21 protein-coding genes and 1 riboswitch are annotated in these 23,414 nt (G+C 67.8%); of the genes, 8 read left to right on the top strand and 13 right to left on the bottom strand.

The genetic code is table 11. From position 1 onward, the window contains the following. Positions 1-7: 7 nt before the first annotated feature. The 4 genes from lpqB to OG300_RS24925 form a co-directional block, all read right to left on the bottom strand. Positions 8-1,807, bottom strand: coding sequence for an MtrAB system accessory lipoprotein LpqB (gene lpqB, locus OG300_RS24910; RefSeq protein ID WP_405485461.1), 1,800 nt, complete (start codon positions 1,805-1,807; stop codon positions 8-10). Beyond that, positions 1,804-3,711, bottom strand: a complete 1,908-nt coding sequence (gene mtrB, locus OG300_RS24915; RefSeq protein WP_405485462.1) for an MtrAB system histidine kinase MtrB — start codon at positions 3,709-3,711, stop codon at positions 1,804-1,806. Before mtrB ends, lpqB begins: the two co-directional genes overlap by 4 nt. Then, positions 3,708-4,385: an MtrAB system response regulator MtrA gene (gene mtrA / locus OG300_RS24920; protein ID WP_033090495.1), complete on the bottom strand. Its 678-nt coding sequence runs from the start codon at positions 4,383-4,385 to the stop codon at positions 3,708-3,710. The genes mtrB and mtrA overlap by 4 nt, the downstream gene beginning before the upstream one ends. A 78-nt stretch (positions 4,386-4,463) precedes the next feature. Next, entirely contained in the window at positions 4,464-5,111 is a 648-nt protein-coding gene (locus OG300_RS24925) for a dTMP kinase (RefSeq protein WP_405485463.1), read from the bottom strand. Between the two features lie 81 nt (positions 5,112-5,192). Here OG300_RS24925 and OG300_RS24930 point away from each other — a divergent pair, with 81 nt between their 5' ends. Beyond that, positions 5,193-6,284, top strand: coding sequence for a glycerophosphodiester phosphodiesterase (locus OG300_RS24930; RefSeq protein WP_405485464.1), 1,092 nt, complete (start codon positions 5,193-5,195; stop codon positions 6,282-6,284). A gap of 79 nt (positions 6,285-6,363) precedes the next feature. After that, positions 6,364-6,639, top strand: a complete 276-nt coding sequence (locus OG300_RS24935; RefSeq protein WP_405485465.1) for a hypothetical protein — start codon at positions 6,364-6,366, stop codon at positions 6,637-6,639. A 100-nt stretch (positions 6,640-6,739) separates the two neighbouring features. Here the strand turns inward: OG300_RS24935 and ahcY are convergent, their stop codons facing one another. The 4 genes from ahcY to OG300_RS24955 all read right to left on the bottom strand — a co-directional run bounded on the left by ahcY (position 6,740) and on the right by OG300_RS24955 (position 11,928). Beyond that, entirely contained in the window at positions 6,740-8,215 is a 1,476-nt protein-coding gene (gene ahcY / locus OG300_RS24940; RefSeq protein WP_405485466.1) for an adenosylhomocysteinase, read from the bottom strand. Positions 8,216-8,331: 116 nt separating this feature from the next. Beyond that, positions 8,332-9,489, bottom strand: coding sequence for an alkane 1-monooxygenase (locus OG300_RS24945; protein ID WP_405485467.1), 1,158 nt, complete (start codon positions 9,487-9,489; stop codon positions 8,332-8,334). A 193-nt stretch (positions 9,490-9,682) separates the two neighbouring features. After that, the gene (locus OG300_RS24950; RefSeq protein ID WP_405485468.1) at positions 9,683-10,375 is read right to left on the bottom strand and encodes a response regulator; all 693 of its coding nucleotides are present in this window, start codon (positions 10,373-10,375) and stop codon (positions 9,683-9,685) included. Beyond that, positions 10,372-11,928, bottom strand: a complete 1,557-nt coding sequence (locus tag OG300_RS24955) for an ATP-binding protein (RefSeq protein WP_405485469.1) — start codon at positions 11,926-11,928, stop codon at positions 10,372-10,374. The genes OG300_RS24950 and OG300_RS24955 overlap by 4 nt, the downstream gene beginning before the upstream one ends. A 154-nt stretch (positions 11,929-12,082) precedes the next feature. On the opposite strand from OG300_RS24955, the gene OG300_RS24960 reads away from it, so the two are divergent. Then, positions 12,083-13,450, top strand: coding sequence for a cation:dicarboxylate symporter family transporter (locus OG300_RS24960; RefSeq protein WP_405485470.1), 1,368 nt, complete (start codon positions 12,083-12,085; stop codon positions 13,448-13,450). 191 nt (positions 13,451-13,641) lie between these two features. On the opposite strand, the gene OG300_RS24965 is transcribed toward OG300_RS24960, so the two are convergent. The 4 genes from OG300_RS24965 to cofD form a co-directional block, all read right to left on the bottom strand. After that, complete coding sequence (locus tag OG300_RS24965) at positions 13,642-14,088, bottom strand: 6,7-dimethyl-8-ribityllumazine synthase (protein ID WP_405485471.1); 447 nt, start codon at positions 14,086-14,088, stop codon at positions 13,642-13,644. A gap of 80 nt (positions 14,089-14,168) precedes the next feature. Then, a riboswitch (FMN riboswitch) is annotated at positions 14,169-14,340 on the bottom strand. Positions 14,341-14,425: 85 nt separating this feature from the next. Then, a complete protein-coding gene (locus OG300_RS24970) occupies positions 14,426-14,944 on the bottom strand; it encodes an NUDIX hydrolase (protein WP_405485472.1) in 519 nt (172 codons plus the stop codon). Between the two features lie 103 nt (positions 14,945-15,047). Beyond that, entirely contained in the window at positions 15,048-16,436 is a 1,389-nt protein-coding gene (locus OG300_RS24975) for a coenzyme F420-0:L-glutamate ligase (protein ID WP_405485473.1), read from the bottom strand. Beyond that, the gene (cofD, locus tag OG300_RS24980) at positions 16,433-17,431 is read right to left on the bottom strand and encodes a 2-phospho-L-lactate transferase (RefSeq protein ID WP_405485474.1); all 999 of its coding nucleotides are present in this window, start codon (positions 17,429-17,431) and stop codon (positions 16,433-16,435) included. The genes OG300_RS24975 and cofD overlap by 4 nt, the downstream gene beginning before the upstream one ends. 556 nt (positions 17,432-17,987) lie before the next feature. Between cofD and OG300_RS24985 the strand changes: the two genes are divergently transcribed. After that, entirely contained in the window at positions 17,988-18,248 is a 261-nt protein-coding gene (locus tag OG300_RS24985; RefSeq protein WP_405498661.1) for a WhiB family transcriptional regulator, read from the top strand. Positions 18,249-18,304: 56 nt separating this feature from the next. Here the strand turns inward: OG300_RS24985 and OG300_RS24990 are convergent, their stop codons facing one another. Further along, positions 18,305-18,784 (bottom strand): metallopeptidase family protein, encoded by a 480-nt coding sequence (locus OG300_RS24990; protein ID WP_405485475.1) that lies wholly within the window; start codon positions 18,782-18,784, stop codon positions 18,305-18,307. 183 nt (positions 18,785-18,967) lie between these two features. Between OG300_RS24990 and OG300_RS24995 the strand changes: the two genes are divergently transcribed. The 4 genes from OG300_RS24995 (at position 18,968) to manA (ending at position 23,402) form a co-directional block, all read left to right on the top strand. Then, positions 18,968-19,348, top strand: a complete 381-nt coding sequence (locus tag OG300_RS24995; RefSeq protein WP_405498662.1) for a DUF3499 domain-containing protein — start codon at positions 18,968-18,970, stop codon at positions 19,346-19,348. 184 nt (positions 19,349-19,532) lie between these two features. Beyond that, the gene (locus OG300_RS25000; protein WP_405485476.1) at positions 19,533-20,909 is read left to right on the top strand and encodes a phosphomannomutase/phosphoglucomutase; all 1,377 of its coding nucleotides are present in this window, start codon (positions 19,533-19,535) and stop codon (positions 20,907-20,909) included. Between the two features lie 73 nt (positions 20,910-20,982). Then, positions 20,983-22,167 carry a tobH protein gene (locus tag OG300_RS25005; RefSeq protein WP_405485477.1) on the top strand — a complete coding sequence of 395 codons (1,185 nt, stop codon included), beginning with the start codon at positions 20,983-20,985 and terminating at the stop codon, positions 22,165-22,167. Beyond that, positions 22,167-23,402, top strand: coding sequence for a mannose-6-phosphate isomerase, class I (gene manA, locus OG300_RS25010; RefSeq protein WP_405485478.1), 1,236 nt, complete (start codon positions 22,167-22,169; stop codon positions 23,400-23,402). The genes OG300_RS25005 and manA overlap by 1 nt, the downstream gene beginning before the upstream one ends. The last annotated feature ends 12 nt before the right edge of the window (positions 23,403-23,414 follow it).

Genomic DNA, 23,414 nt, shown 5'->3' on the forward strand with positions numbered 1-23,414 from the left:
TGTGCGCCTAGCCGGGCAGCACGGGAGCCGCGTTGGCGCCCAATCCCGGAACTTCGCGCCAGTAGTCCTCGCGCCCTTCGGTACTGCGGGTCAGTTCGAGCACGGCCCGCGAGTCGGCGACGTACTCCTGATCGGGCGAGGCGCTCACCACCCGCACCGGCGGGGTCAGGTTCTGCGAGGACAGCGGAGCGAACTGCGAACCGTCGACGAGCACGCTGGCCACCGGATCCACATTGCCGTCACGCGCGACGACGACCTTCTCGTCGGTGAGCCAGTCGATGGACACCGCCGCGGTGCTGAGCCCGATGGCCAGCGGCAGCGGCGAGGACAGTGCGAACTTCCCGTTCGGCTGCGGCGTCACCACGGCCACGTACACCTTGCCGTTGGCGATCAGCGCGGCCCGGGCCCCGGACGGCGAGATGCGCAGTTCGGTGATGGGTGCGCGCGGTGAGTTCGCATTGGCCGCCGCCGCAACCAGATCCGTGATGTCGACGTCCTGCACCGAGACATTGCCGGTGCTGCGGTCGTGCACGGCCCGGATCACCCGTTCGCCGTCCACCACCGACCACGCCGAGCCGCCGTCTGCGGGCCAGGACGGCCGGGTGAAGGTGCCGCCGGTCGCGACCGGGAAGCCCTGGCCGTCATAGGTTCCGATGATCAGGGTGCGTTCCGGCGCGGGATCGGGCAGTCCGGAGCGGGCGACCGCGGCGACCAGCTGCCCGTCCGGGGACAGCCCGACCGACTGCAACGTGTGGGTGGTGCCGAAGAAGCCCGGGGCCGCGGCGATGGCGTTGTCGGCGACCGCGACCAGCGAGCCGTCGCGCACCGCGTGCAGCCCGGTCCGGTTGCGCGCGACGGATTCCGGGCTCTTGGCGTCCACGTCGGCGCGCTGCCAGCCGGCCGCGAACTTGTCGTCGAGGGCCTTGCCGTCGGCGTCGAGCACGTAGGGACCGAGCACGTCGGCGCTGGAGAGGGTGAGCACCACCTGGCTGGCGAGCAGGTCCCGGGTGGGTGGGTCGAGGGCGCCCGCGCCCGCGAAGTCGATGGCCACCCCGCCACCGCCGATTCCGACATTGTCGGCGTCGCCGTTGGCCTTGGTGATCGGGCCGCGCAGGGTGACCGGTGCGGCCAGGGAGTTGTGCACGGCGGGAGCGAGCGCCGACTGCGGCCCCTCGGCGAGCAGTCCGAGCAGCCGTTGCGGCAGCTGTTCCTTGGGTGCGGAGATCCAGCGCAGGTCCGGAACCATCGCGCCCCCGGCCAGATTGGGGAAGAACAGCGAGTAGCGGTGATAGAGCTTGGCGAAGGCGGACTGTTCGACGATGACGCCCGCGGGCAGGTCGTCGATGCGCCATTCACCGTCGATCTTCACCAGTTCGACCTTGTTCTCCAGGGTGCCGTCGGCCGCCCGATAGGAGCCGTCGGCGGCCAGTTCGCCGAGTTTGCGGGCCCGGATCACGTAGGTGGCGTTGTCGCCGCTGCGCGACTCGCGCAGCGTGTTGGGCTGCGAGTCGACGATGCTCATGGCGGCGGTGTCGTCCCAGCGCACATTGGCGGCCGGGGACAGGAACTGCCGGGCGGCCTGGTGCCGGTTGGTGGGGTCGGCGGTGGCCTGCAGGAAGTCCTGGAGCAGCTGTTCGGGTTCGCGCCCGGCGACCGGCGGGGTCGGCGCGGTGCTGGTGGGTTGCCGGTCCAGGGTGCCGAGCGCCTGTGGTGCCGAGGAGTCGGGCAGGCTGGCGCACCCGGACAGGCTCAGCAGGCAGCCGAGCGCCACCAGGGCCCGCCGCAGGCCCGCCGTCGGCGTCCTCATGATCGGCTGTCCCCCGGGGAGGCGGGTACATCACCGCCGGAAGGGTCACTGCCGGACGGCTTTTCGCCGGTGCTCTCGTCGGTTCCGTTGGTGGTGGACGGGAATGCCGGGTCGACGGCCTCGAATCCGGCTGCCGGGGTGTCGAATCCCAGTGGGCTGGTCCCGGTTTCGGGGATGCCCGCGATGAGTTCCTCGGCGGTGGCGGCGGAATCCAGGACGGCGGCGGCGGATTCGATGGCCGCGGGCGACGCGTCGGATCCGGCGATGTCGAGGGCCAGCTGTTCGGGTGAGACGGTGCCGCGCACCTTCGGCGGTTCCAGGGTGAGCGGGCTGGTGCCGAGTTTGCGTCCGCGCACCAGCGGCAGGGTGAGCCGGAAGCTCGCTCCCACACCGATTTCGCCCCAGGCCTCGAGTTTGCCCTCGTGCAGGTTGGCGTCCTCGACGCTGATGGACAGGCCCAGGCCGGTGCCGCCGGAGCGGCGCATGCGCGAGGGGTCCGAGCGCCAGAAACGGTTGAACACCAGCTTCTCTTCACCGGGACGCAGCCCGACGCCCTGGTCGCGCACCACGATCGCGACGGCATTGGCGTCGGCGTCGCCGCGCATGCGCATCAGCACGGGTTTGCCCTCGCTGTGGTCGATGGCGTTGGCCAGCAGGTTGCGCAGCACGCGTTCCACGCGGCGCGGATCCACCTCGGCGACAAGGGGTTCCTCGGGCATGTCGACGACCAGTTCGACGCCGGACTCGCGGGCCAGGTGCCGCACCGTGGATACCGCGGCCCGCGCGCACATCCGCACGTCGAGCGATTCCACCTGGAGTTCGGCGACACCCGCGTCGTGGCGGGAGATTTCGAGCAGGTCGTTGAGCAGTCCCTCGAAGCGGTCGAGTTCGTTGACGAGCAGTTCGGCCGAGCGCGCCAGGGCCGGGTCCAGGTCGTCGCTGGATCCGTGGATGAGGTCGGCCGCCATGCGCACCGTGGTCAACGGGGTGCGCAGTTCGTGGCTGACGTCGGAGGTGAAGCGGCGCTGCAGATTTCCGAACTCCTCGAGTTGGGTGATCTGGTTGGACAGGCTTTCGGCCATCTCGTTGAACGACATGGCCAGCCTGGCCATGTCGTCTTCACCGCGCACCAGCATGCGCTCTTTGAGTCGTCCGTCGGCGAAGCGACTCGCGATGCGCGCGGCGGATCGGATGGGCAGCACCACTTGTCGGGTGACGAGCGCGGTGATCGCGGCCAGCAGGACCAGCAGCACGATGCCGCCGATGAGCATGGTGCCGCGCATCAGGTCGAGGCTGCGTTGTTCGTTGGAGAGCGGGAAGATCAGATAGATCTCGAGCCGGTCGATGTCCTGTGCGGGACTGCCGATGATCAGCGCCCGCCCCTGATATCCGTCCGCGCTGGAGATGGTGGCGAACTGATAGGACACCTGCCGCTGCTGCACGAAAGTCCGTAGCTCGGGCGGGATCTCCTGGATGGGTCCGGCGGAGGTCTCGGCCTGACCGTCCCCGGTCATCACCAGCGCCGACTCGTAACTGCCTGCGGCGCCACCGGATTGGGTCCCGCCGACGCTGTTGGACAGCGAACGGCGGGCATCGTCCAATCGCCCCTGTGGGGTGCCGGAGTCATGGACTCCGGTCAGGGAGTTCTGCACCGTGGTGCGGGCACGCGTCATCTCCTCGACGGCCGCGTTGATCTTGAAGTCCAACAACCGGTCGGTGATCTGACTCGTCAGCACGACTCCGAGAATCGTGATGACGATCAGCGACAGGGTGAGGGTGGACACCACGACCCGCAACTGCAGCGAACGCCGCCACACATGGCCCAGTTGCTCGCCCAGATTGCGGAACCAGGCCACCACTACCGCCAGCCACCGCTGAACGCGGTTTCTGGAACCAGCGATCACGGCGGTCCGGCCTTGTAGCCCACACCTCGCACGGTCAGCACGATCTCGGGGTTCTCGGGATCCTTCTCCACCTTGGCACGCAACCGCTGTACGTGCACATTGACCAGGCGGGTATCGGCGGCATGCCGGTAACCCCAGACCTGTTCGAGGAGCACCTCACGGGTGAACACCTGACGCGGCTTGCGAGCCAACGCCACCAGCAGATCGAATTCCAAGGGAGTCAGCGAGATCTGAGCTCCACCACGCGTCACCTTGTGCGCCGGCACGTCGATGACGATGTCCGCGATGGACAACAGTTCCTGCGGCTCCTCCTCGGTGCGGCGCAGGCGAGCCCGCACTCGTGCAACGAGTTCCTTCGGCTTGAACGGCTTGACGATGTAATCGTCGGCGCCGCTTTCCAAACCCAGGACGACGTCGACCGTGTCGGTCTTCGCCGTCAGCATCACGATGGGCACACCCGAATCGGCACGCAGTACCCGGCATACGTCGATGCCGTTCATGCCGGGGAGCATGAGGTCCAGCAAAACGAGGTCCGGGCGCAACTCCCGGACCGCGGTCAGCGCCTGCGTACCGTCCCCGACGACGTGCGGGTCGAAACCCTCACCGCGCAAGACGATCGTGAGCATCTCCGCGAGAGCCATGTCGTCGTCGACGACCAGAATCTTCGGCTTCATAACGTCTAGTTTGTCACCTCTCCGGCTCTGATTCGGCCGCCACGCCAACACTCGTGACCTGTCGGCGCACATCCAACCCTATCCAGCAACAATTTCCGCCAGGCGCGCGGCCAAAGTTGCCGGATCGTCACCGGTCCGATGCACCCACCACGTTCCGTGCCAGTTGGTTTCGGCCAGCTCACGGTAGACACTACCGGTGCGGCGCTGCAGCCCACCGTCTTTCTCGTAGGCGTCCAGCGCACGCGAGGTGTCGGCGGCGCCGCGCAGGCGGGCGCGCTCCTCGGCGACGGCCACCGGCACGTCCAGCAGAATCTGGACATTCGGCGCAGGCAGGGCGAAACGCTCGAACTCCAATTCCCCGACCCAGGCGGCGATTTCACCGTCGGCGGTCTGCTCGAGGCGAGCGGCGGAGTAGGCGGCGTTGGAGGCCACGTAGCGGTCCAGTAGCACGATGTCGTTGTCCGCCAGCAGCTTCGAGATCTCCTCGCGCGCGTCGGCGCGGTCGAGGGCGAACAGCACCGCCATGGCGTTCACCGACGCGGCCAGGTCACCGTGCCCGCCGCGCAGTGCCTCGGCGGCGAGGTCGGCGTGCACCGAGACGCCGTAGCGCGGGAACGCGAGGGTGGCCACCCGCAGGCCGCGGGCGCGCAATTCCGCGACGACGGCCTCGGTGAGCGTGCGTTTGCCCGCGCCGTCGAGGCCCTCCACGACCATCAGTGCACCCATGCCCGCGAGGGTACCGAACCGGCCCGCGACCCGCTGCGGAGCCCCGATTCGCGTTGCATCCAGATTGCTATAGTCCGGTTCATGACCTCACAAGGTGTCAAATATTTGCAGCTCAAGCATGTTTTTGCCATCCTCGGAGTAGCGGTTGCCACCGTCGGGCTGACCGCCTGCGGCAGCGGTTCCGACAACCAGGGTTCCAGCACCGCGACGGCCGATCCGCACCGTTCCTTCGATCTGCAGGCGCATCGCGGCGGCCGCGGCATGACCATCGAGGAGTCGCTGCCCGGATTCGCCAAGGCCGTCGAACTCGGCGTCACCACGCTGGAACTCGATATCGTGCTGACCAAGGACAAGGTCCCGCTCATCTGGCACGACCCGGTGATCCAGGCCGAGAAGTGCGCCGACACCGCGGCGGCCTTCCCCGACGATCCGCAGTTCCCCTACGTCGGCAAGCTGGTCCACGACCTCACCTACGATCAGGTCCGCACCCTGGACTGCGGCAAGAAGCTCGCGGGATTCCCGGAGGCACAGGAGCTTCCGGGCAACAAGATCGCCAAGCTGCCCGAATTGTTCGATCTGGTGAAGACGTATCCCGGCGCGTTCGAGGCGGTGCGCTACAACATCGAAACCAAGATCGAGGCCGCGCATCCCGAACAGTCCGCCGCCCCGGGCGAATTCGTCGATGTCATCCTCGACGCGGTGTCGCAGGCCGGGGCCACCGACAAGGTCGAGATCCAGAGCTTCGACTGGAGCAGCCTGCCGCTGGTGAAGGCGAGGAACGCGAGCATCCCCACCGTCGCCCTCTACGACGATTCCACCTTCGCCCCGAACAGCCCGTGGCTGGGCCCGATTCGCTACGACGAGCACGCGACCGATCCGCTGGGCGCGATCAAGGCGCTGGGCGCGGACATTTCGTCGCCGGCGTACGTGAATCCCTGGGACAGTGCGGCCAAGGTCGGCGACAAGTACTTCAAGCTCACCACGACGGCCGAATACGTCCGCCAGGCACACGATCTCGGCATCAAGGTGATTCCGTGGACCGTGAACGACAAGGAGACCATCGGTCTGGTGCTGGATCAGAGCGTCGACGGCATCATCACCGACTATCCGAACCGGGCTCGCGAGGTCATGAAAGACAAGGGCTACCCCCTGCCTCCGGCCTTCCGGAAGTAAGACTCGCGAATTTGAAACACTGATCGTTCATCTCTTGTAGGGTCCGTTCCACCACTCCCCCTGCAAGGAGCGCAACCTGATGAAGTCCCGTTTCACCACGCGTGCCACCCTGGCCGCCGTCGCCGTCACCGCCGCCACCCTCTCGGTGGCGGGTACCGCGACCGCGGCGCCCGTCTCGCTCGATCCGGCGCCCGTCGCCGACTCCGTCGCCGGTCAGCCCGCCTCGGGTTCCGGCGGTTCGGGTTCCAGCAATGTCGGTGGCACCGGCTCGAGCGCAAGTGAACTGATCAACGCCGCCCTCTGCACCCTGCAGGGCGGCAAGTGGATTCCACTGATCGACATCTGCCTCAAGTAGCGACGGGCTCTCCCCGAGAGCCCGGGGCGTTTCCCAATGACTGTGCCGCCGACCCGAGAAGGTCGGCGGCACAGTCATTTTCGCTATGCGGGTGTTCGACTCAGTAGCGGTAGTGCTCCGGCTTGTACGGGCCGTCGACGTCCACGCCGATGTACTCGGCCTGGTCCTTGCTGAGCTTGGTCAGGGTGCCGCCGAGGGCCTCGACGTGGATCTTGGCGACCTTCTCGTCGAGGTGCTTGGGCAGGCGGTAGACCTCGTTGTCGTACTCGTCGGGCTTGGTCCACAGCTCGATCTGCGCGATCACCTGGTTGGAGAAGCTGTTCGACATCACGAACGACGGGTGGCCGGTGGCGTTGCCCAGGTTGAGCAGGCGACCCTCCGACAGCACGATGATCGCGCGACCGGTCTCCTTGAACGTCCACAGGTCGACCTGCGGCTTGATGTTGAGGCGGTCGGCGCCCGAGGACTCCAGGGCGGCCATGTCGATCTCGTTGTCGAAGTGGCCGATATTGCCCAGGATGGCCTGGCCCTTCATCGCCTTCATGTGATCGAGGGTGATGATGTCCTTGTTGCCGGTCGAGGTGATGACGATGTCGGCATCGGCGATGGCCTGCTCGACGGTGACGACGTCGTAGCCGTCCATCAGCGCCTGCAGCGCGTTGATCGGGTCGATCTCGGTGACCTGGACGCGCGCGCCCTGGCCCGCGAGCGACTCCGCGCAACCCTTGCCGACGTCGCCGTAGCCACAGATCAGCACCTTCTTGCCACCGATGAGCACATCGGTGCCGCGGTTGATGCCGTCGATGAGCGAGTGGCGGGTGCCGTACTTGTTGTCGAACTTCGACTTGGTGACCGAGTCGTTGACGTTGATGGCCGGGAACACCAGCTCACCCGCGGCGGCGAACTGGTACAGGCGCAGCACGCCGGTGGTGGTCTCCTCGGTGACGCCCTTGACCGCGTCGGCGATCTTGGACCACTTGGTGGCGTCGGCTTCGAGGCTGGCGCGCAACAGGTTCAGGAACACCTTGTATTCGGCCGAGTGGGTCTCGTCCTCGGGCGGGACGACTCCGGCCTTCTCGAACTGCGCGCCGCGCAGCACCAGCATGGTGGCGTCGCCACCGTCGTCGAGGATCATGTTGGCCGGCTCACCCGGCCAGGTCAGCATCTGCTCGGCGGCCCACCAGTACTCCTCGAGGGATTCGCCCTTCCAGGCGAAAACCGGAGTGCCCTTGGGCTCCTCGACGGTGCCGTGCGGCCCGACGACGACCGCGGCGGCGGCGTGGTCCTGGGTGGAGAAGATGTTGCAGGACGCCCAGCGGACCTCGGCGCCGAGGGCGACCAGGGTCTCGATGAGGACGGCGGTCTGCACGGTCATGTGCAGCGAGCCGGAGATGCGCGCGCCGCGCAGCGGCTGCACGTCGTGGTATTCGCGACGCAGGGCCATCAGGCCCGGCATCTCGTGCTCGGCGAGGCGAATCTCCTTGCGGCCGAACTCGGCTTCGGAAAGATCCGCCACCTTGAAGTCGATCCCGTTGCGGACTTCGGCGGTCATCATGCTGGACACAGCGGTCGTCATCTGCCTCTCCATGGTCGGCGTATTGGCCCTCAGGCTAGTCGGTCCGGCCTGGTGCCCCCACGCGACGGCCGACGTGCGTACAGCGTACGCATGTCGGCTGCGGTTTGTCGATCGGGTCAGGCGGCCGCGGTCAAGCCGTGACTGGCCAGAATCCGCTGCCGCTTGCGCGGCTGGATGTTCGCCTGACTGACATCACCCTCGTAGTGCTGCAGTAGCCGGTCATCCATGACGTAGCGCCACAGCGGCGGAATCCCGGCCAGCAGAATCATTGTCGCGTACCCGGCCGGGAGTTGCGGGGACTCCTGGGTGGATCGGAGCGTCTGATAGCGGCGACCCGGATTGGCGTGATGATCGCTGTGCCGCTGCAGATGGAACAGGAAGATATTGGTGACCAGGCGGTCGCTGTTCCAACTGTCGCGCGGCGAGCAGCGCGCCCACGCGCCGTTCGGCCGACGGCTGCGCAGCAGGCCGTAATGCTCGACGTAGTTGACGGTTTCGAGCAGGGCGGCACCGATCACGGCCTGCAGCAACAGGTACGGCAGCACGGCGAGGCCGAACACCGCGGCCAGCGCGCCGAACAGCACGACGGTCATAGACCACGCCTGCAGGATGTGATTGTGCACACTGAACCAGCGTTGGCCCTTACGCCGCAACCGGTCGCCCTCCAGGGCGATCGCCGAGCGGAAGCCGCCGATCACGCTGCGCGGCAGGAACTCCCACAGCGACTCGCCCATGCGCGCGCTGGCCGGATCCTCCGGAGTGGCGACGCGGACGTGGTGGCCGCGATTGTGCTCGACGAAGAAGTGGCCGTAACCCGACTGCGCGAGCGCGATTTTCGACAGCCAGCGCTCGATGTGCTCGACGCGGTGGCCGAGCTCGTGCGCCGCGTTGATGCCGATGCCGCTGACGAAACCCAGCGTCGCGGCCAGGCCGAGTTTGTTGATCGTCGATAGATCGTGGCCCGCCCACATGAAGGACGCGATGATCAAACCGACCAGCTGGATCGGCAGGAACATATAGGTGCACCACCGGTAAAACCGGTCACCCGAGAGTAATTCGTAGTCCTCGTCACGCGGATTGCTGCCGTCTTCCCCGACGACCCAGTCCAGCACCGGAATGACGATGAGCACGATGATCGGTCCGATCCACCAGAACACCGTGAACTTCGTCCACAGCACCAGCTGTGACGGCAACAGCGCACACCCAGGCGCGATGAGCCCCAACATCCACAGGTGGCGTTTGGGATCCGGCGAACCCGACCGTTTGCCGATCATTTGCACGTTTGCCCCGCTAATTAGAGACCTCTAGAACTTCGCAGCTACATATCTTCAGACTTTATCGCTGTTACAGCACCTTGTTACCCCTGAAAGGTGGCAACGGTTACATCATGAGCAGTCGGTTCTCGTGCACCTGCTCATGTGATGCCAGCCACAACACCTGACCCGCAAACCGGTGGCGTTCAACAGATCAGCGCAACCACACGTAGCGCACCTGCGGACGCCCGGTCCGACCGTAGTCGGTCCGGCGCTCCACCACGCCGTCTTCGGCCATACGCTCCAGGTATCTCCACGCGGTCACTCGCGAAACGCCGACGGCGCGCCCGGCCTCACCCGCGGACAGCCCCTTCGCGGCCGATCGCACCGCCCGCGAAACCTCGTCCATCGTTTGCGGCGCAATACCTTTCGGCGAGGTGGCCCGCTGGTCCGGCGTGCGCAGCATACCGAACGCGCGGTCGATATCCTGCTGCGAGACGGCGGTCTCCCCGGCGGGCAGCGCGGTCCGATATTCGAGATAGCGCTCGAGCTTCTCGCGGAAGGCCGCAAAGGTGAAGGGCTTCAACAGATACAGCACCACCCCGTGCGCGACGGCCGCGCGCACCATGGCCAGATCCCGCGCGGACGTGACCGCGATCACGTCCGGCCGCGGCCGCAATCCGGCCAGCGCGGCGGCCACCGCGAGACCGCTCATATCCGGCAAGCCGATATCCATCAGCACCAGATCGACCGGCGCACCGCCCGATTGTGACCTTTTCGCGACCGAAATCGCCTCGCGCCCGGTATGCACGACAGCCACCGTTTCGAAGCCCGGCACCCGCTCCAGATAAGACCGGTGCGCCGCAGCGATTTTCGGTTCGTCCTCGACGATCAGCACCCGGATCATCGCGAAAACCGCACGATCACCGCGGATTCCGGCTCGCGGCGCGCCCGCAGCTCGCCACCGTGCCGCGCCACCAGCCGCCGCACCAGCGCCAGCCCGAGACCGTGGTGATCGGTCTTCGTCGAATAGCCGCGCTCGGTGGCCCGGGTGAACAGCTCCTCCGACATGCCGGGGCCGCTGTCGGCGACCCGTACGAACAGTTCCGACTCGTCGCGTCGCACCGTCACCTCCATCCAGGCGTCCACGTCGTGCCCGACCTCGTCCAGAGCGTTGTCTATGAGATTGCCCAGCAGCGTGACCATCTCGTTGGGGGTGAGCGGATCGGTGGAATCCAGCAGGGTGTCACCGCTGACCGTCAACTCCACGCCGTACTCGGCCGCCTGCTCCACCTTGCCCAGCAGCAGCGCCACCACCGCCGGTTCCGCGACCGCGCCGGTGAGCCGGTCGATGAGCACCTGCGAGAGCTCCAGTTCCGCGGTCGCGAAGTTCACCGCCTCGTGCGGGCGGCCCAGCTCCACCATGGTGACCACGGTGTGCAGCCGATTGGCGGCCTCGTGCGCCTGCGCGCGCAGCGATTCCGCGAATCCGCGCACCGAATCCAATTCGCCCAGCACATCCCGCAATTCGGTGTGGTCGCGCAGGGTCAGCACGGTGCCGAGGCGGCGGCCGTCGTGTTCGACCAGGTCCTGATTGACCACCAGCACCCGGTCGGGGGTGACGTGCATTTCGTCGCGGACCACGCCGGTTCCCAAGCGCTGCAGCGAGATCGGCAGTTCGGCGCGGGTGATCGGGCCGTCCGGCAGATCCAGCAGCAGCCGCGCCTGATCGTTGACCAGCTCGGCCCGATCACCGCCCGCGTCGAAGACCAGCAGGCCCTCGTGCACCGAGTGCAGCACCGCGTCGTGATGCTCGTAGAGCACCCGCAGCTCGGCCGATCCCAGCCCGTGGGTCTGACGTAACAGCCTGCGGCGCAACAGCAGTGAGCTGATCGTCGCGAGCGCCAGACCCGCCGCGGCGGCGGTCAGCACGATCGGCAGCTGATCGATCACCTGCGCCAGGATGTGGGTGCGGGTGACGCCCGCCGACACCAGCGCCACGATGCGCCCGTCGGCCGCGCGCACCGGGGTGACCGCGCGGATCGAGGGCCCCAGCGTGCCGGTGAAGGTCTCGGTGAAGGTCTCCCCCGCCAGCGCGCGATCGATGTTGCCGCTGAACGGTTTTCCGATCTGGCTGACATCGGTGTGGGTGTAGCGGGTGCGGTCGGGCGCCATCACCACGATGAAGTCCATCCCGGCCGCCGTGCGAATGGCCTCGGTCACCGGTTGCAGCAGGGCCGTCGGATTCGGGCCCTGCACCGCCGCGATGGTCGAGGGGGTCTGCGCGACCGCCACCGCGACATCGATGACCTCCGCCCGGGTGGCGTCGTCCTGCACCCGCCGGGTCTGCAGCAGCGCCAGCGCCGCACCCGCCGCGATGACCACCACCAGCACCAGCACCTGCACCACGAACACCTGCCCGGCCAGGGTGCCGCGAGCCCGCGTTCTCCGACCTCTCACTGCACCTCCGAGCCTGTGCGCCCGCCGTGTCCGCCGCGGGCGCCGTGAACAAAATGTACGCAACAGTGACCGGCGTCACTGTTCCCAGCCATGATTTTGCCCGACACCCCGTGGAGAGGACCTCACGCGGGCAACACCCGGAGGAACCCGCGAGATGAGCGAAACGACAACCCGGCAGCGCCGAGACCGTACCCACTGGCTATACCTGGCCGTCATCGTGGCCGTGGTCGCGGGCGTGCTGGTCGGCTGGCTGGCACCCGGATTCGGCAAGAGCGTCGGCGAACTGGGCACCTTGTTCGTGAACCTGATCAAGATGATGATCGCCCCGGTCATCTTCTGCACCATCGTGCTCGGCATCGGCTCGGTGCGCGCCGCGGCCAAGGTCGGCAAGGTCGGCGGCCTGGCCATCGGCTACTTCCTGATCATGTCCACGGTGGCGCTGGGCATCGGCCTGGCGGTCGGCAACCTGCTGCATCCCGGGTCCGGCCTGAACGTGGCCGCGCACGCCAAGGAGATCAGCAAGTACGCCAGCGACGCCAAGGCGGCGGGCGGCACCTGGCAGTTCCTGGAGGACATCGTCCCCACCAGCCTGCTGTCCTCGCTCACCTCCGGAAAGGTGTTGCAGGCGCTGTTCATCGCGCTGCTGGTCGGTTTCGGCATCCAGGCCATGGGCACCGCGGGCGAACCGATCCTGCGCGGCGTCGCCTCGGTGCAGAAGCTGGTGTTCCGGATTCTGACGATGATCCTGTGGCTGGCCCCGATCGGCGCGTTCGGCGCGATGGCGAATGTGGTGGCGCGCACCGGACTCGACGCGGTCAAGCAGCTGGCGCTGCTGATGGTCGCGTTCTACCTGACCTGCGTGGTGTTCATCTTCGGCGTGCTGGGCGTGCTGCTGCGCGCGGTGACCGGAGCGTCCATCTTCAAACTGGTCCGCTACCTGGCGCGGGAGTACCTGCTGATCTTCGCCACCTCGTCGTCCGAATCCGCACTGCCGCGCCTGATCGCCAAGATGGAGCACGCGGGCGTGGACCGCACCACCGTGGGTGTCGTTGTGCCGACCGGGTATTCGTTCAATCTCGACGGCACCGCCATCTACCTGACCATGGCCACGCTCTTCGTCGCCGACGCCATGGGCAAGCCCCTCGCTTGGCACGAGCAGATCGGGCTGCTGCTGTTCATGATCATCGCCTCGAAGGGCGCGGCGGGTGTCACCGGCGCGGGCCTGGCCACGCTGGCAGGCGGGTTGCAAAGCCACCGCCCCGAACTCCTCGACGGCGTCGGCCTCATCGTCGGCATCGACCGCTTCATGTCCGAAGCCCGTGCCCTGACCAACTTCTCGGGCAATGCCGTCGCCACCCTGCTGGTCGGCACCTGGACCAGGACCATCGACCCGGTCCGCGTCCAGGCCGTCCTCAATCGCGAGATCCCCTTCGACGAATCCTCCATGGTCGAAGACCACCCCGCCCCCGAACCCACCACCCCGGCCGCACCCCCGGCCGAGAAGACCCTGGTTTCCGCCTAACCCAACCCCAGGCGGGAATCAGCTCGCCGGTGCGTTCTCCCCCCGCCCGCACCGGCGAACCCCACGACCCTGTCCGCACGGCGAGCCGCCTCCGGCCCGCGCGGACAGGGTCGTGGCCATCGTTCTGAAAACGAAACGGCCCTTCGCACATCGCTATCCGATACGCGAAGGGCCGTTTGCCCGGTTGCCGATCAGACGGACACGGTGTCCAGGGCGAGAGTCGTCGCGATGGCGTTGGCCAGCTCGGCGCCCTTCACTTCGAAGTGCCGCGAGAAGTAGGTGAGGTGCTCACCGTGCTCGTGGAAGTGGTGCGGGGTCAGCACCGCCGAGAACACCGGGACGTCGGTGTCGAGCTGGACTCGCATCAGCGCGTCGACGACGGTCGAGGCGACGAAGTCGTGGCGGTAGATGCCGCCGTCCACGACCAGTGCCACCGCGGCCACCGCGGCGTAGGCGCCGCTGGTCGCCAAACGCTTGGCCTGCAAAGGGATTTCGAACGCTCCGGGAACCTCGATGACGTCGACCTCGGAGTAGCCGCGCTCGGCCAGTCCGGCGCGGGCGGCCTCGACCGCCTTGTCGACGATGTCGGAGTGCCAGCGCGCGGCGACGAGAGCGATGCGATTCGGGTTGGGTGACATGGGGTGCCTCCTGTTCGCGATGTCACCCAGGGCGAAAACGACGCGAACAGGCCCCTGCGCGCGAGGCGCACGAGCCGGTGCCGCGTTCTCTTCCATCCGGACTTTGACCGTCGGCTCCGGGATCACACCGGAATCTGCTCGTCCCACCGCTCCCCTGCCGGGTAGCCGTGGCGCTCGCGGGCTCGTGCGCCCCGGATCTGCCGGACCGCCATTTCCGCCGGTGGGGATTTCCACCCCGCCCTGAGAACGTGTACGTAGCGCACCGTAACACGGCTGCTCGAGAGCGAGAAAGAGTCTGTTCCAGTGAGCGCGAAACCCTTGTCCACAACGCCGCGGGTCAGTGCAGCAGCACGTCCGAGTCGGCGGGGAGGGCGTTGACCGGCCACCAGCGCAGGTCGGTGGATTCCGAACTGCGTACCGGGACCGCGCCTTCCGGGGCCTTTATCTTGAACAGCAGGTCCAGGTGGCGGGTGGGGACGCCGAGCGAGCAGGTGATGGGGTGGGCCTGGGCGCCGTAGAGGCCGGGTTCGAGGGTGAGGCCGGGGATGCCGGATTCCTCGGTGGCCTCGCGGAAGGCGGCATCGGCGACCGAATCGTCGGATTCCTCACAGTGGCCGCCCAATTGGATCCACCGGCCGACCCTGGGGTGCAGGGTCAGCAGGACTTCGCTCTCGTCGTGGGAGAGCACGATGGCGGAGGCGGTGATGTGGCCTGCGGCGTGCTCGCGCAGGCAGCCGCGCGGAGCGGAGCCCAGGAAGGCCAGCATGGCCTCCCGCAGTGACTGCTCCGGTCCCGTTGGCGGGGACCAGGTTTCGAGCAACTCCGTCGCCGACTTGTGCAACGACTCCGCGGTCACGCGTTTCCTCCCGATGTCGTGCGCGCCGGATTCCGGCGCGTCCATACCAAGGGCGCACGGCGGCAGGTCCGCCGTGCGCCGTCACCCTCGTCGAGCGAGGGTCCTACAACTCGATCAGGCCACTGCCCGCGTCGCGGGCTTCGCGGGCCGCGAGCTCTTCGAGCGGGTAGCCGATGGCGATGGCGCCCAACGGGTTCCAGTCCGCCTCCAGACCCAGCACCTCGCGGGTGACCTCCGGGGCGAAGATGGTGGAGCCGATCCAGCAGCTGCCGACGCCGCGCACGGCGAGGGAGACCAGCAGGCCCTGCACGGCCGCGCCGACCGCGACGGTGAACATGGTGCGTTCGGCGGCGCGGCGGGTTTCGTCCGGATAGTCGTGTGCGCCGTCCGGCACACAGAACGGGATGATCACCTCGGGGGCGTCGAAGAGGATGCGGCCGCGGGCGACTCGGCGTTCGACGCTGTCGGCGGGACGACCGTCACCGGAGAGATCCGTGCGCCACTTGTCGGCCATCGCCTCGAGCAGTCGTTCGCGCAGCGCGCGGTCGCGCACCCAGACGAAGCGGACAGGTCGGGTGTGGTGCGGCGCGGGCGCGGTGAGCCCGGCGGCCACGGCGGCCCGGATGATCTCGGGTTCGACCGGAGCGTCAGCGAATTGGCGCACCGAGCGCCGCAACGGCACCGCCTGGTGGCGGCCGAGTTCGATGGCCTCGGCGCTGCCGAGCCAGAACAGGTCGTCGTCACCGCGCCGCAGCAGGTCCGCGGCGCTGGAGCCGTCGTCGCTGTATTCGAGGCCCCGCACCACCGCGATCGGCACGCCGCCGAGCTTGCCCTTCACCAGGTCCGCGGCGGCGGCCAGTTCGTCGGCGATGGCGACGAGGGTGACGTGCAGTTCATTGCCCTGCGCGTCGATGGCCCCGTCGTAGTCGTGCAGCACCCGGATTCCGGCCGAGCCGATGGCGGCGTCGATCTGCCCGTTGCGCCAGGCGCGGCCCATGGTGTCGGTGACGACGACCGCGACCCGCACGCCGAGTCGTTCGAACAGCGCGCTGCGCAACGCTTTCGCGCTGGCGTCCGGATCGACCGGCAGCAGCACCAGTTCACCCTGCTCCACATTGGAGCCGTCGACGCCGGAGGCAGCCTGCACGATGCCGAGTTTGTTCTCGGTGATGAGGGTCCGGTTCTTGCGCGCGAGCACCCGCACCGACTCGCTCAGCACCAGTTCGCGCCGGGCCGCGTCGCGTTCGTCCGGATCGCTGGGCACGGTGACGATGCGGTCCTCGACCTTGGCGACGATCTTGCTCGTCACCACCAGCACATCCCCGTCCCGCAGCCAGCTCGCCTGCGCCGCAACGGCTTCCGCGAGATCGTCACCGGGCCGGAATTCGGGCAGACCGGTTACCGGCAGGATGCGCAGCTCGCCGCCGGTGGCGTGGTCGCCCAGTCCAGCGGCAGCGTGATCGACCGGCGCAGCGGTGGAATCTGTTGTCACGGTTTGACTCCCGCGATATCGAGGGCCGCGCGCACCATTTCCGCGGTGGTGGCCGGATCGGTCATGAGCAGCGGCACACTGCGCACCTCGACGCCGGGGACGTCGGCGGTGTCGCCGGTGTGGATGAGCCAGCCGTCGAGGATGCCGGTGGTCGCGCGCGCGCCGTAGTGATTGCCGACCGCCTCGGCGGTGGTCTCGACGCCGATCACGGACAGGCATTCATCGGCCATGCCGCGCAACGGCTTTCCGCCGATCACCGGAGACAGGCCGATCACCTTGGCCGCGGTGGTGCGCAGTGCGCCCCGAATGCCCGGTACCGAAAGGATGGATCCGACGCTCACGACGGGGTTGGAAGGGGCCAGCAGAACCACGTCAGCGGACTCTATGATTTCTGTCACACCGGGCGCCGGTTTTGCAGCATCCGCCCCAATAGTCACGAATCCATGGGTCTCTACGTTGGCGCGGTAGCGAACCCACCACTCCTGGAAATGGATCGCGCGGCGTTCGCCAGGGTTCTCCGGATCGCCGATAACTACATGCGTTTCACAACGATCGTCGGTTGCCGGAAGCAGTTTCACACCCGGTTGCCACCGATTGCAGAGCGCCTCGGTGACCGCCGAGAGGGGGTATCCCTGACGCAGCATTTCGGTGCGGATCAGATGGGTCGCGATATCCCGATCGCCCAGCCCGAACCAATCGGGCTGCGCGTTGTATTTCGCGAGCTCCTCCTTGGCGTGCCAGGTCTCGTCGGCATGGCCCCAACCGCGTTCCGGGTCGATGCCGCCACCCAGGGTGTACATGCAGGTGTCCAGGTCAGGGCAGATTCGCAGCCCGTGCATCCAGACGTCGTCGCCGACATTGACGATGGCCGTGGTGTCGGCTCCGGGGAGCAGCTCCCGCACGCCCTGCAAGAAGCGCGCACCGCCGACTCCGCCGACCAGAACGACGATCCGGAGGCCGGTGCCGGGCGCGCTGTCCGCTTGTTCTCGAGTCACATCCGCACAGCCTATGCGTTCCCACCGAGAAGACCGTTCACACCTCATTTGCTGTGAATTTGCTGTTTGATCTGCGGGAACGCCTCCGAAGGGGGTCGCAGATGGTAACGGAATTGCTTCGGCAGCTTGACCATCGCCGCTACCGGCGTGTCTAATCACAGGCATGTCATTCCGGGTCCGCGTGAGAGTGCAAGGCGCGGACGGGATTTCGAACATGCGTTCGAGCTGGAGTGACGTCGAGCTCGGGGATGGCCGCGGGACTACGCCGCGGTGTTGTGCCGTCGGCGAATCGGTTCCGACGGATTAATCATTCTGCGCTAACACACAGTGAGGAGGCGGAGCGATGGCCGAAGAGCTGGCCCCGTCGGGCATTCCGGGTGTATCGCAATCCGATTCCATGACTGGCGCAGCACCTGACTTCTGCGCCGATGATCGGAACGGATACGAGGGGGGTGAACCGATGACGACGCCGCGACCAGGGGGTGGCCAGTGGGCGCGTGCGCAGTACCAGCCAGAACCACCGCGGCTGAGCCTGATCGTCACCGGTGGTGATGAGATGTTCGACAGCTTCTCACGCGGCAATCGCCAACTGACAGAAGCTGAACAGTGGCAGGAACGGGCGCTGTGTGCCCAGACCGACCCCGAGGCGTTCTTCCCCGAGAAGGGCGGCTCGACTCGCGAGGCCAAGCGCATCTGCCTGGGCTGCGAGGTGCGCGACGAATGCCTGGAATACGCGCTCGCCAACGACGAGCGCTTCGGCATCTGGGGCGGCCTGTCCGAGCGTGAACGCCGTCGCCTCAAGCGCGGCATCATTTAAGAGGTACGAAAACCCTTGTAGCGGAAAGAGTTCCGGGCCGTTACCGGCCGGAGTCGCTACTCGGGTTCGGGGTCGATGACATCAGGGTCGACCCCGAGGTAGGTCGCGATCTGCTGGACGAGAACCTCGCGAAGCAGATCCACAAGGTCGTCCGGGTCGCCCGCACGCAGCTCCAATGGCTTGCGGAACAACACGACTCGGGCGCGGGTGGCCTGACCGTAGCGGTCCACTCCGGCCGGGATGAGGCGGGAGAGCGGGACCGGACCGTCGGCCACCACCTCGTCCGGCCAGGTCACCGAATCCGGGTGCAGCGGACGGATTTTCGGCACATCGTCGACCGCGATATCGAGCTTGGTGAGCTGCTCGTGCCACCGGCTCTCCAGCGGCGCGAACGCCTCCAACACCAGGCGATCGAACTGCTGGCCGCGGGTGCGCCGGGCCGGCACCGTCGGCGGCAGCATCGGCCCGCGCACACCCCGCCCGCGGCGGATGACCGACCGCGCTGTCGGCGGCCGCCTCTTACGTGAACGGGTCATACCTTGAATCTAACCCTTGCCGGCGCGATCACCCGCTTCCGCCCGCGGTGGCCCGGCCGCGGTTCGTCGGGATACCCCCGCGGGGTGCGCGCCACACCTTCTTCCGACGTAGAACAGGCCTTGTTGAGCGTGTCCCGCTACCCGCGGGGCGTGCGGCGGGTTACCCTGCTTGGCGTGATTCCCATGCGTCGTTGCTGCCGTCCAGGCTGCAAAAACCCGGCCGTTGCGACGCTGACCTATGTGTACTCGGACTCGATGGCGGTGGTGGGTCCGCTGGTCACGGTCGCGGAACCACACTCCTGGGATCTGTGCGAAACACATGCGTCTCGGATCACCGCGCCGAAGGGTTGGGAGTTGGTCCGGCACGAGGGCGGGTTTTCCTCCCCTCAGGACGACGACGATCTCACCGCGCTCGCCGAAGCGGTCCGCGAAGCCGGATTGCGCCGCCGCACACCGGAACCCGACCCGCGCGGCTACCCCGCCGATTACGCCCCGGCCCCGCAGCGCCCGACGCGCACCGGCCGGAGAGGGCATCTACGAGTCCTACCCGATCCGCCCAACTGATCCTCCCGGTCTCACGGCGACGCAGTGCTATCCGTCGGCGCGGCTACTGCCGTGGCAGCGATTCAGCCTCCCGCAAATTCCGGACGTATCCGACAAGTTGCCCGCGCCTCGCGAAATCAGCAGTCCCGGTGGGACAGGCGGGGGAAGTCCCTTCTCGTCAGACTCAGCTACTAGGGTGGTGCCCATGACAGTCGCCCGGTCCGCCGAGTCCGTTCAAGCAGTCATCAAGGCATACGACGTTCGCGGCGTGGTCGGCGAGCAGATCGACGCGGCCTTCGTCCGCGATGTGGCGGGCTCCTTCGCCCGGTTGATGCGCGCCGAGGGCGCCACCCGCGCGGTCATCGGACACGACATGCGCGACTCCTCCCCCGAACTCGCCGCGGCGTTCGCCGAGGGCGTGCTGGCCCAGGGCCTCGATGTGGTGCACATCGGCCTGGCCTCCACCGACGAGCTGTACTTCGCCTCCGGCCATCTCGACTGCCCCGGCGCCATGTTCACCGCCAGCCACAACCCGGCCAAGTACAACGGCATCAAGCTGTGCCGCGCCAAGGCGCTGCCGGTCGGGCAGGACACCGGCCTGGCCACCATCTCCGAAGAGGTCATCGCCGGGGTCCCGGCCTTCGACGGCCCGCGTGGCACCGAGAGCGAAGTGGATCTGCTCGCCGCCTACGCGACCTTCCTGCACAAGCTGGTGGACCTGAGCGGTTCGCGCCCGCTGCGCATCGCGGTGGACGCGGGCAACGGCATGGGCGGCTACACCGTGCCGGCCGTACTGGGCACCCTCGAGCAGTACACGATCGAACCGCTGTTCTTCGAACTGGACGGCAACTTCCCCAATCACGAAGCCAATCCACTGGATCCGAAGAACCTGGTGGATCTGCAGGCCTACGTCCGCAAGACCGGCGCCGACATCGGCCTGGCCTTCGACGGCGACGCCGACCGCTGCTTCGTGGTGGACGAGAAGGGCGACCCGGTCTCGCCGTCGGCCATCACCGGTCTGGTCGCCGAGCGCGAGCTGACCAAGGAGCCGGGCGCGACGGTCATCCACAACCTGATCACCTCGAAGGCCGTGCCGGAGTTGGTGTCCGCGCTGGGCGGCACTCCCGTGCGCACCCGGGTCGGGCACTCGTTCATCAAGCAGCAGATGGCCGCCACCGGTGCGATCTTCGGCGGCGAGCATTCCGCGCACTACTACTTCCGCGACTTCTGGGGCGCCGACTCCGGCATGCTCGCGGCCCTGCACGTGCTGGCCGCACTGGGCGAGAAGGACCGCCCGATGTCGGAACTGGCATCCGCCTATGCAACATATGCGGCCTCCGGAGAGATCAACTCCACAGTGGCCGACGCGAAAGAGCGCACCACCGCGGTGCTCGAAGCATTCAGCAAGACAGCACAATCGGTCGATCGGCTGGACGGCGTGACGGTCCAGCTGGCCGACGGGGCGTGGTTCAACCTGCGCGCCTCCAATACCGAACCCCTGCTCAGGCTGAACGTCGAAGCACGATCGCAGGACGAAGTAGACGCACTCGTAACCGAGATCCTGAGCATCGTCCGCGCCTGACTGGAATAGTGGAATGACAGAGCTTGGATTCACCAGCGTCTGGTGACCCGATGAGGGGAGGTGGCAACGCCCGATGATCGCTGGGACACCGGTAATCGACCTCGATGACGTCGCCTCGCTGGAGGCGGCCGACGCCGGGGGTGTACTGCGCTCCGCCGCATCCGGGGGCGCCCAGGTGCGCGCGACCGCCGCGGCGATCGCCGAGGACGCGCTCACCCGCCTGACCGATCTGCGGCCGCGCAGCCTGGTCCTGGTCTCCGGCAGTGGCCGCGCCGCACGCGCTTCCGCACTGCTCATCGCGGCCCTGGGTGACCGCACCAGCATGCCGGTGGTACCGGCGACCACCGTGCCGCCGTGGGTCGGCCCACTGGACGTGGTGCTGGTCTCCGGTGACGACGCGGGCGATCCGCGACTCGCGGAATCGGTCGATCGCGCACTGCGCCGAGGTGCCGAAGTGATCGTCGCCGCGCCCGACGAGGGCCCGGTCCGGGCCGCCGCCGCGGGCCGCGCCACCGTGCTCGCGCCGCGGGTGCCGGTGCTCGACCAGAATCGGCTGCTGCGCTATCTGGCGGTCGGGATGGCGGTGCTGGCCGCGATCGATCCGCATCGGGTCGGCCCGCTGGTGCCCGAACTGAACGCGCTGGCCGATCTGCTCGACGCCGAGGCGTTGCGCGACGGCCCGCAGAACGAGGCCTTCCACAATCCGGCCAAGACCCTGGCCACCCGCCTGCTGCAACGCAAACGCCTGGTGCTGACCGGTGATTCACCGGCGGCCGCGGTGCTGGCCGCGCATGCCAGCGAGGTGCTGCTGGCCACCGCCGGGCAGATCTCGACGGCCGCCAACCTCTCGGAAACCATTGCGGCGCATGCTCGTCTGGTGGAGGCAGCCGGGGTGTCCGCGCCCGGGTTCGATCCGCTGTTCCACGACGAACAGCTGGACGGGCCCGCGCCGGTGGAGCAGGTGCGAGTGTTCGTGGTGAGTTCGGATCCGGATCAGATGACGGTGCGCCGACGGCTCGGGGTCTTCGGGGCCGACGCCGGGCTGGTGGACGTCGATCTGGTGACCGTCGATCCCGAGCCCACCGCCGCGACGGCCGCGGTCGGCACGCCCGAGGGCCAGCCGGCGCCGGTCCGCGGCAGCGAGCTGGAAACCCTTGCGGTGCTGATGCTCCGGCTGGAGATGGCGGCCGCCTATCTACGACTACTGGGTTCCCGCCCGGCCACCGGTCCGGGACGCTACGACGGGGGCAATTACTAGTGCACGAACTCGTTGGTGCGCTGCGTTCCTACGCTTGGGGTTCGCGCACCGCGCTCGCTCAGCTGTGCGGACGACCGGTTCCATCCGCGCATCCGGAGGCCGAACTCTGGTTCGGCGCGCACCCGGCCGATCCCGCGCACGTACGGATCGACGGACACAGCGAATCACTGCTGGCCGTGGTCGACGCCGACCCGCAACGCGAACTCGGTTCCATCGCGGGCGAATTCGGTGACCGGCTGCCGTTCCTGCTGAAGGTGCTGGCCGCGGAGGAACCGCTCTCGCTGCAGGCGCATCCCAGCCTGGAACAGGCGCGCGGCGGGTTCGCCCGCGAGAACCAGTCCGGGGTGGCGCTCGACTCCCCCATGCGCAACTACCGCGACGAGAACCACAAGCCCGAACTCGTGGTGGCGCTGGGTCGTTTCGAAGCGCTCGCTGGATTCCGGGATCCGATGCAGACCGTGCGACTGCTCAACGCGCTCGGCGTGCCCGAGCTCGGTCAGTTCGCCGATCTGCTTGCCGCGCAGCCCGACTCGGCGGGGCTGCGCACCCTGTTCACCACCTGGATCGCGCTGCCGCAGGCCACGCTGAGCACGCTGCTGCCCAAGGTCCTCGACGGCTGCGTGCGCTATCTGTCCGAGCGCGACGCCGGAAACGGCGGCAAGCGCAAGGAATTCGTGGCCGAGGTGCGCACCGCGCTGGAGCTGTCCGAGGCGTACCCGGGCGACGCGGGGGTGCTGGCGGCGCTGCTGCTCAATCGCATCACGCTGGAACCGGGTGAGGGACTGTTCCTGGATGCCGGGAATCTGCACGCGTATCTGCGCGGGGTCGGCGTCGAGATCATGGCGAACTCCGACAATGTGCTGCGCGGCGGGCTGACGCCCAAGCACGTGGATGTGCCGGAACTGCTGCGGGTGCTGGACTTCGAACCTCTGGACCTGCCGGTGATCGAACCGGAGGCGCTGCCCGACGACGTCTTCCGCTATCACACGCCCGCGCCCGAATTCGCGCTCAGCCGTGTCGAATTGGCGGCCGACGCCGAGCCGGTGCCGGTGCTGCGGTCGGGTCCGATGATCGCGCTGTGCACGCACGGGCGGGTCCGGCTGCTGCAGGCCGGCGAGGAACTGATCGTGGAGTGCGGGTACGCGGCGTGGATCTCGGCCGTGGACGGCGGAATTCGCGCGCAGGCGGTGGACGGTTCGGCGCAGCTGTTCTGTGCCGTCGTCGGCGAAGACTGACGCGTAGGGCTG

The organism is Nocardia sp. NBC_00511 (genome assembly GCF_045161165.1).
Lineage (GTDB): Bacteria > Actinomycetota > Actinomycetes > Mycobacteriales > Mycobacteriaceae > Nocardia.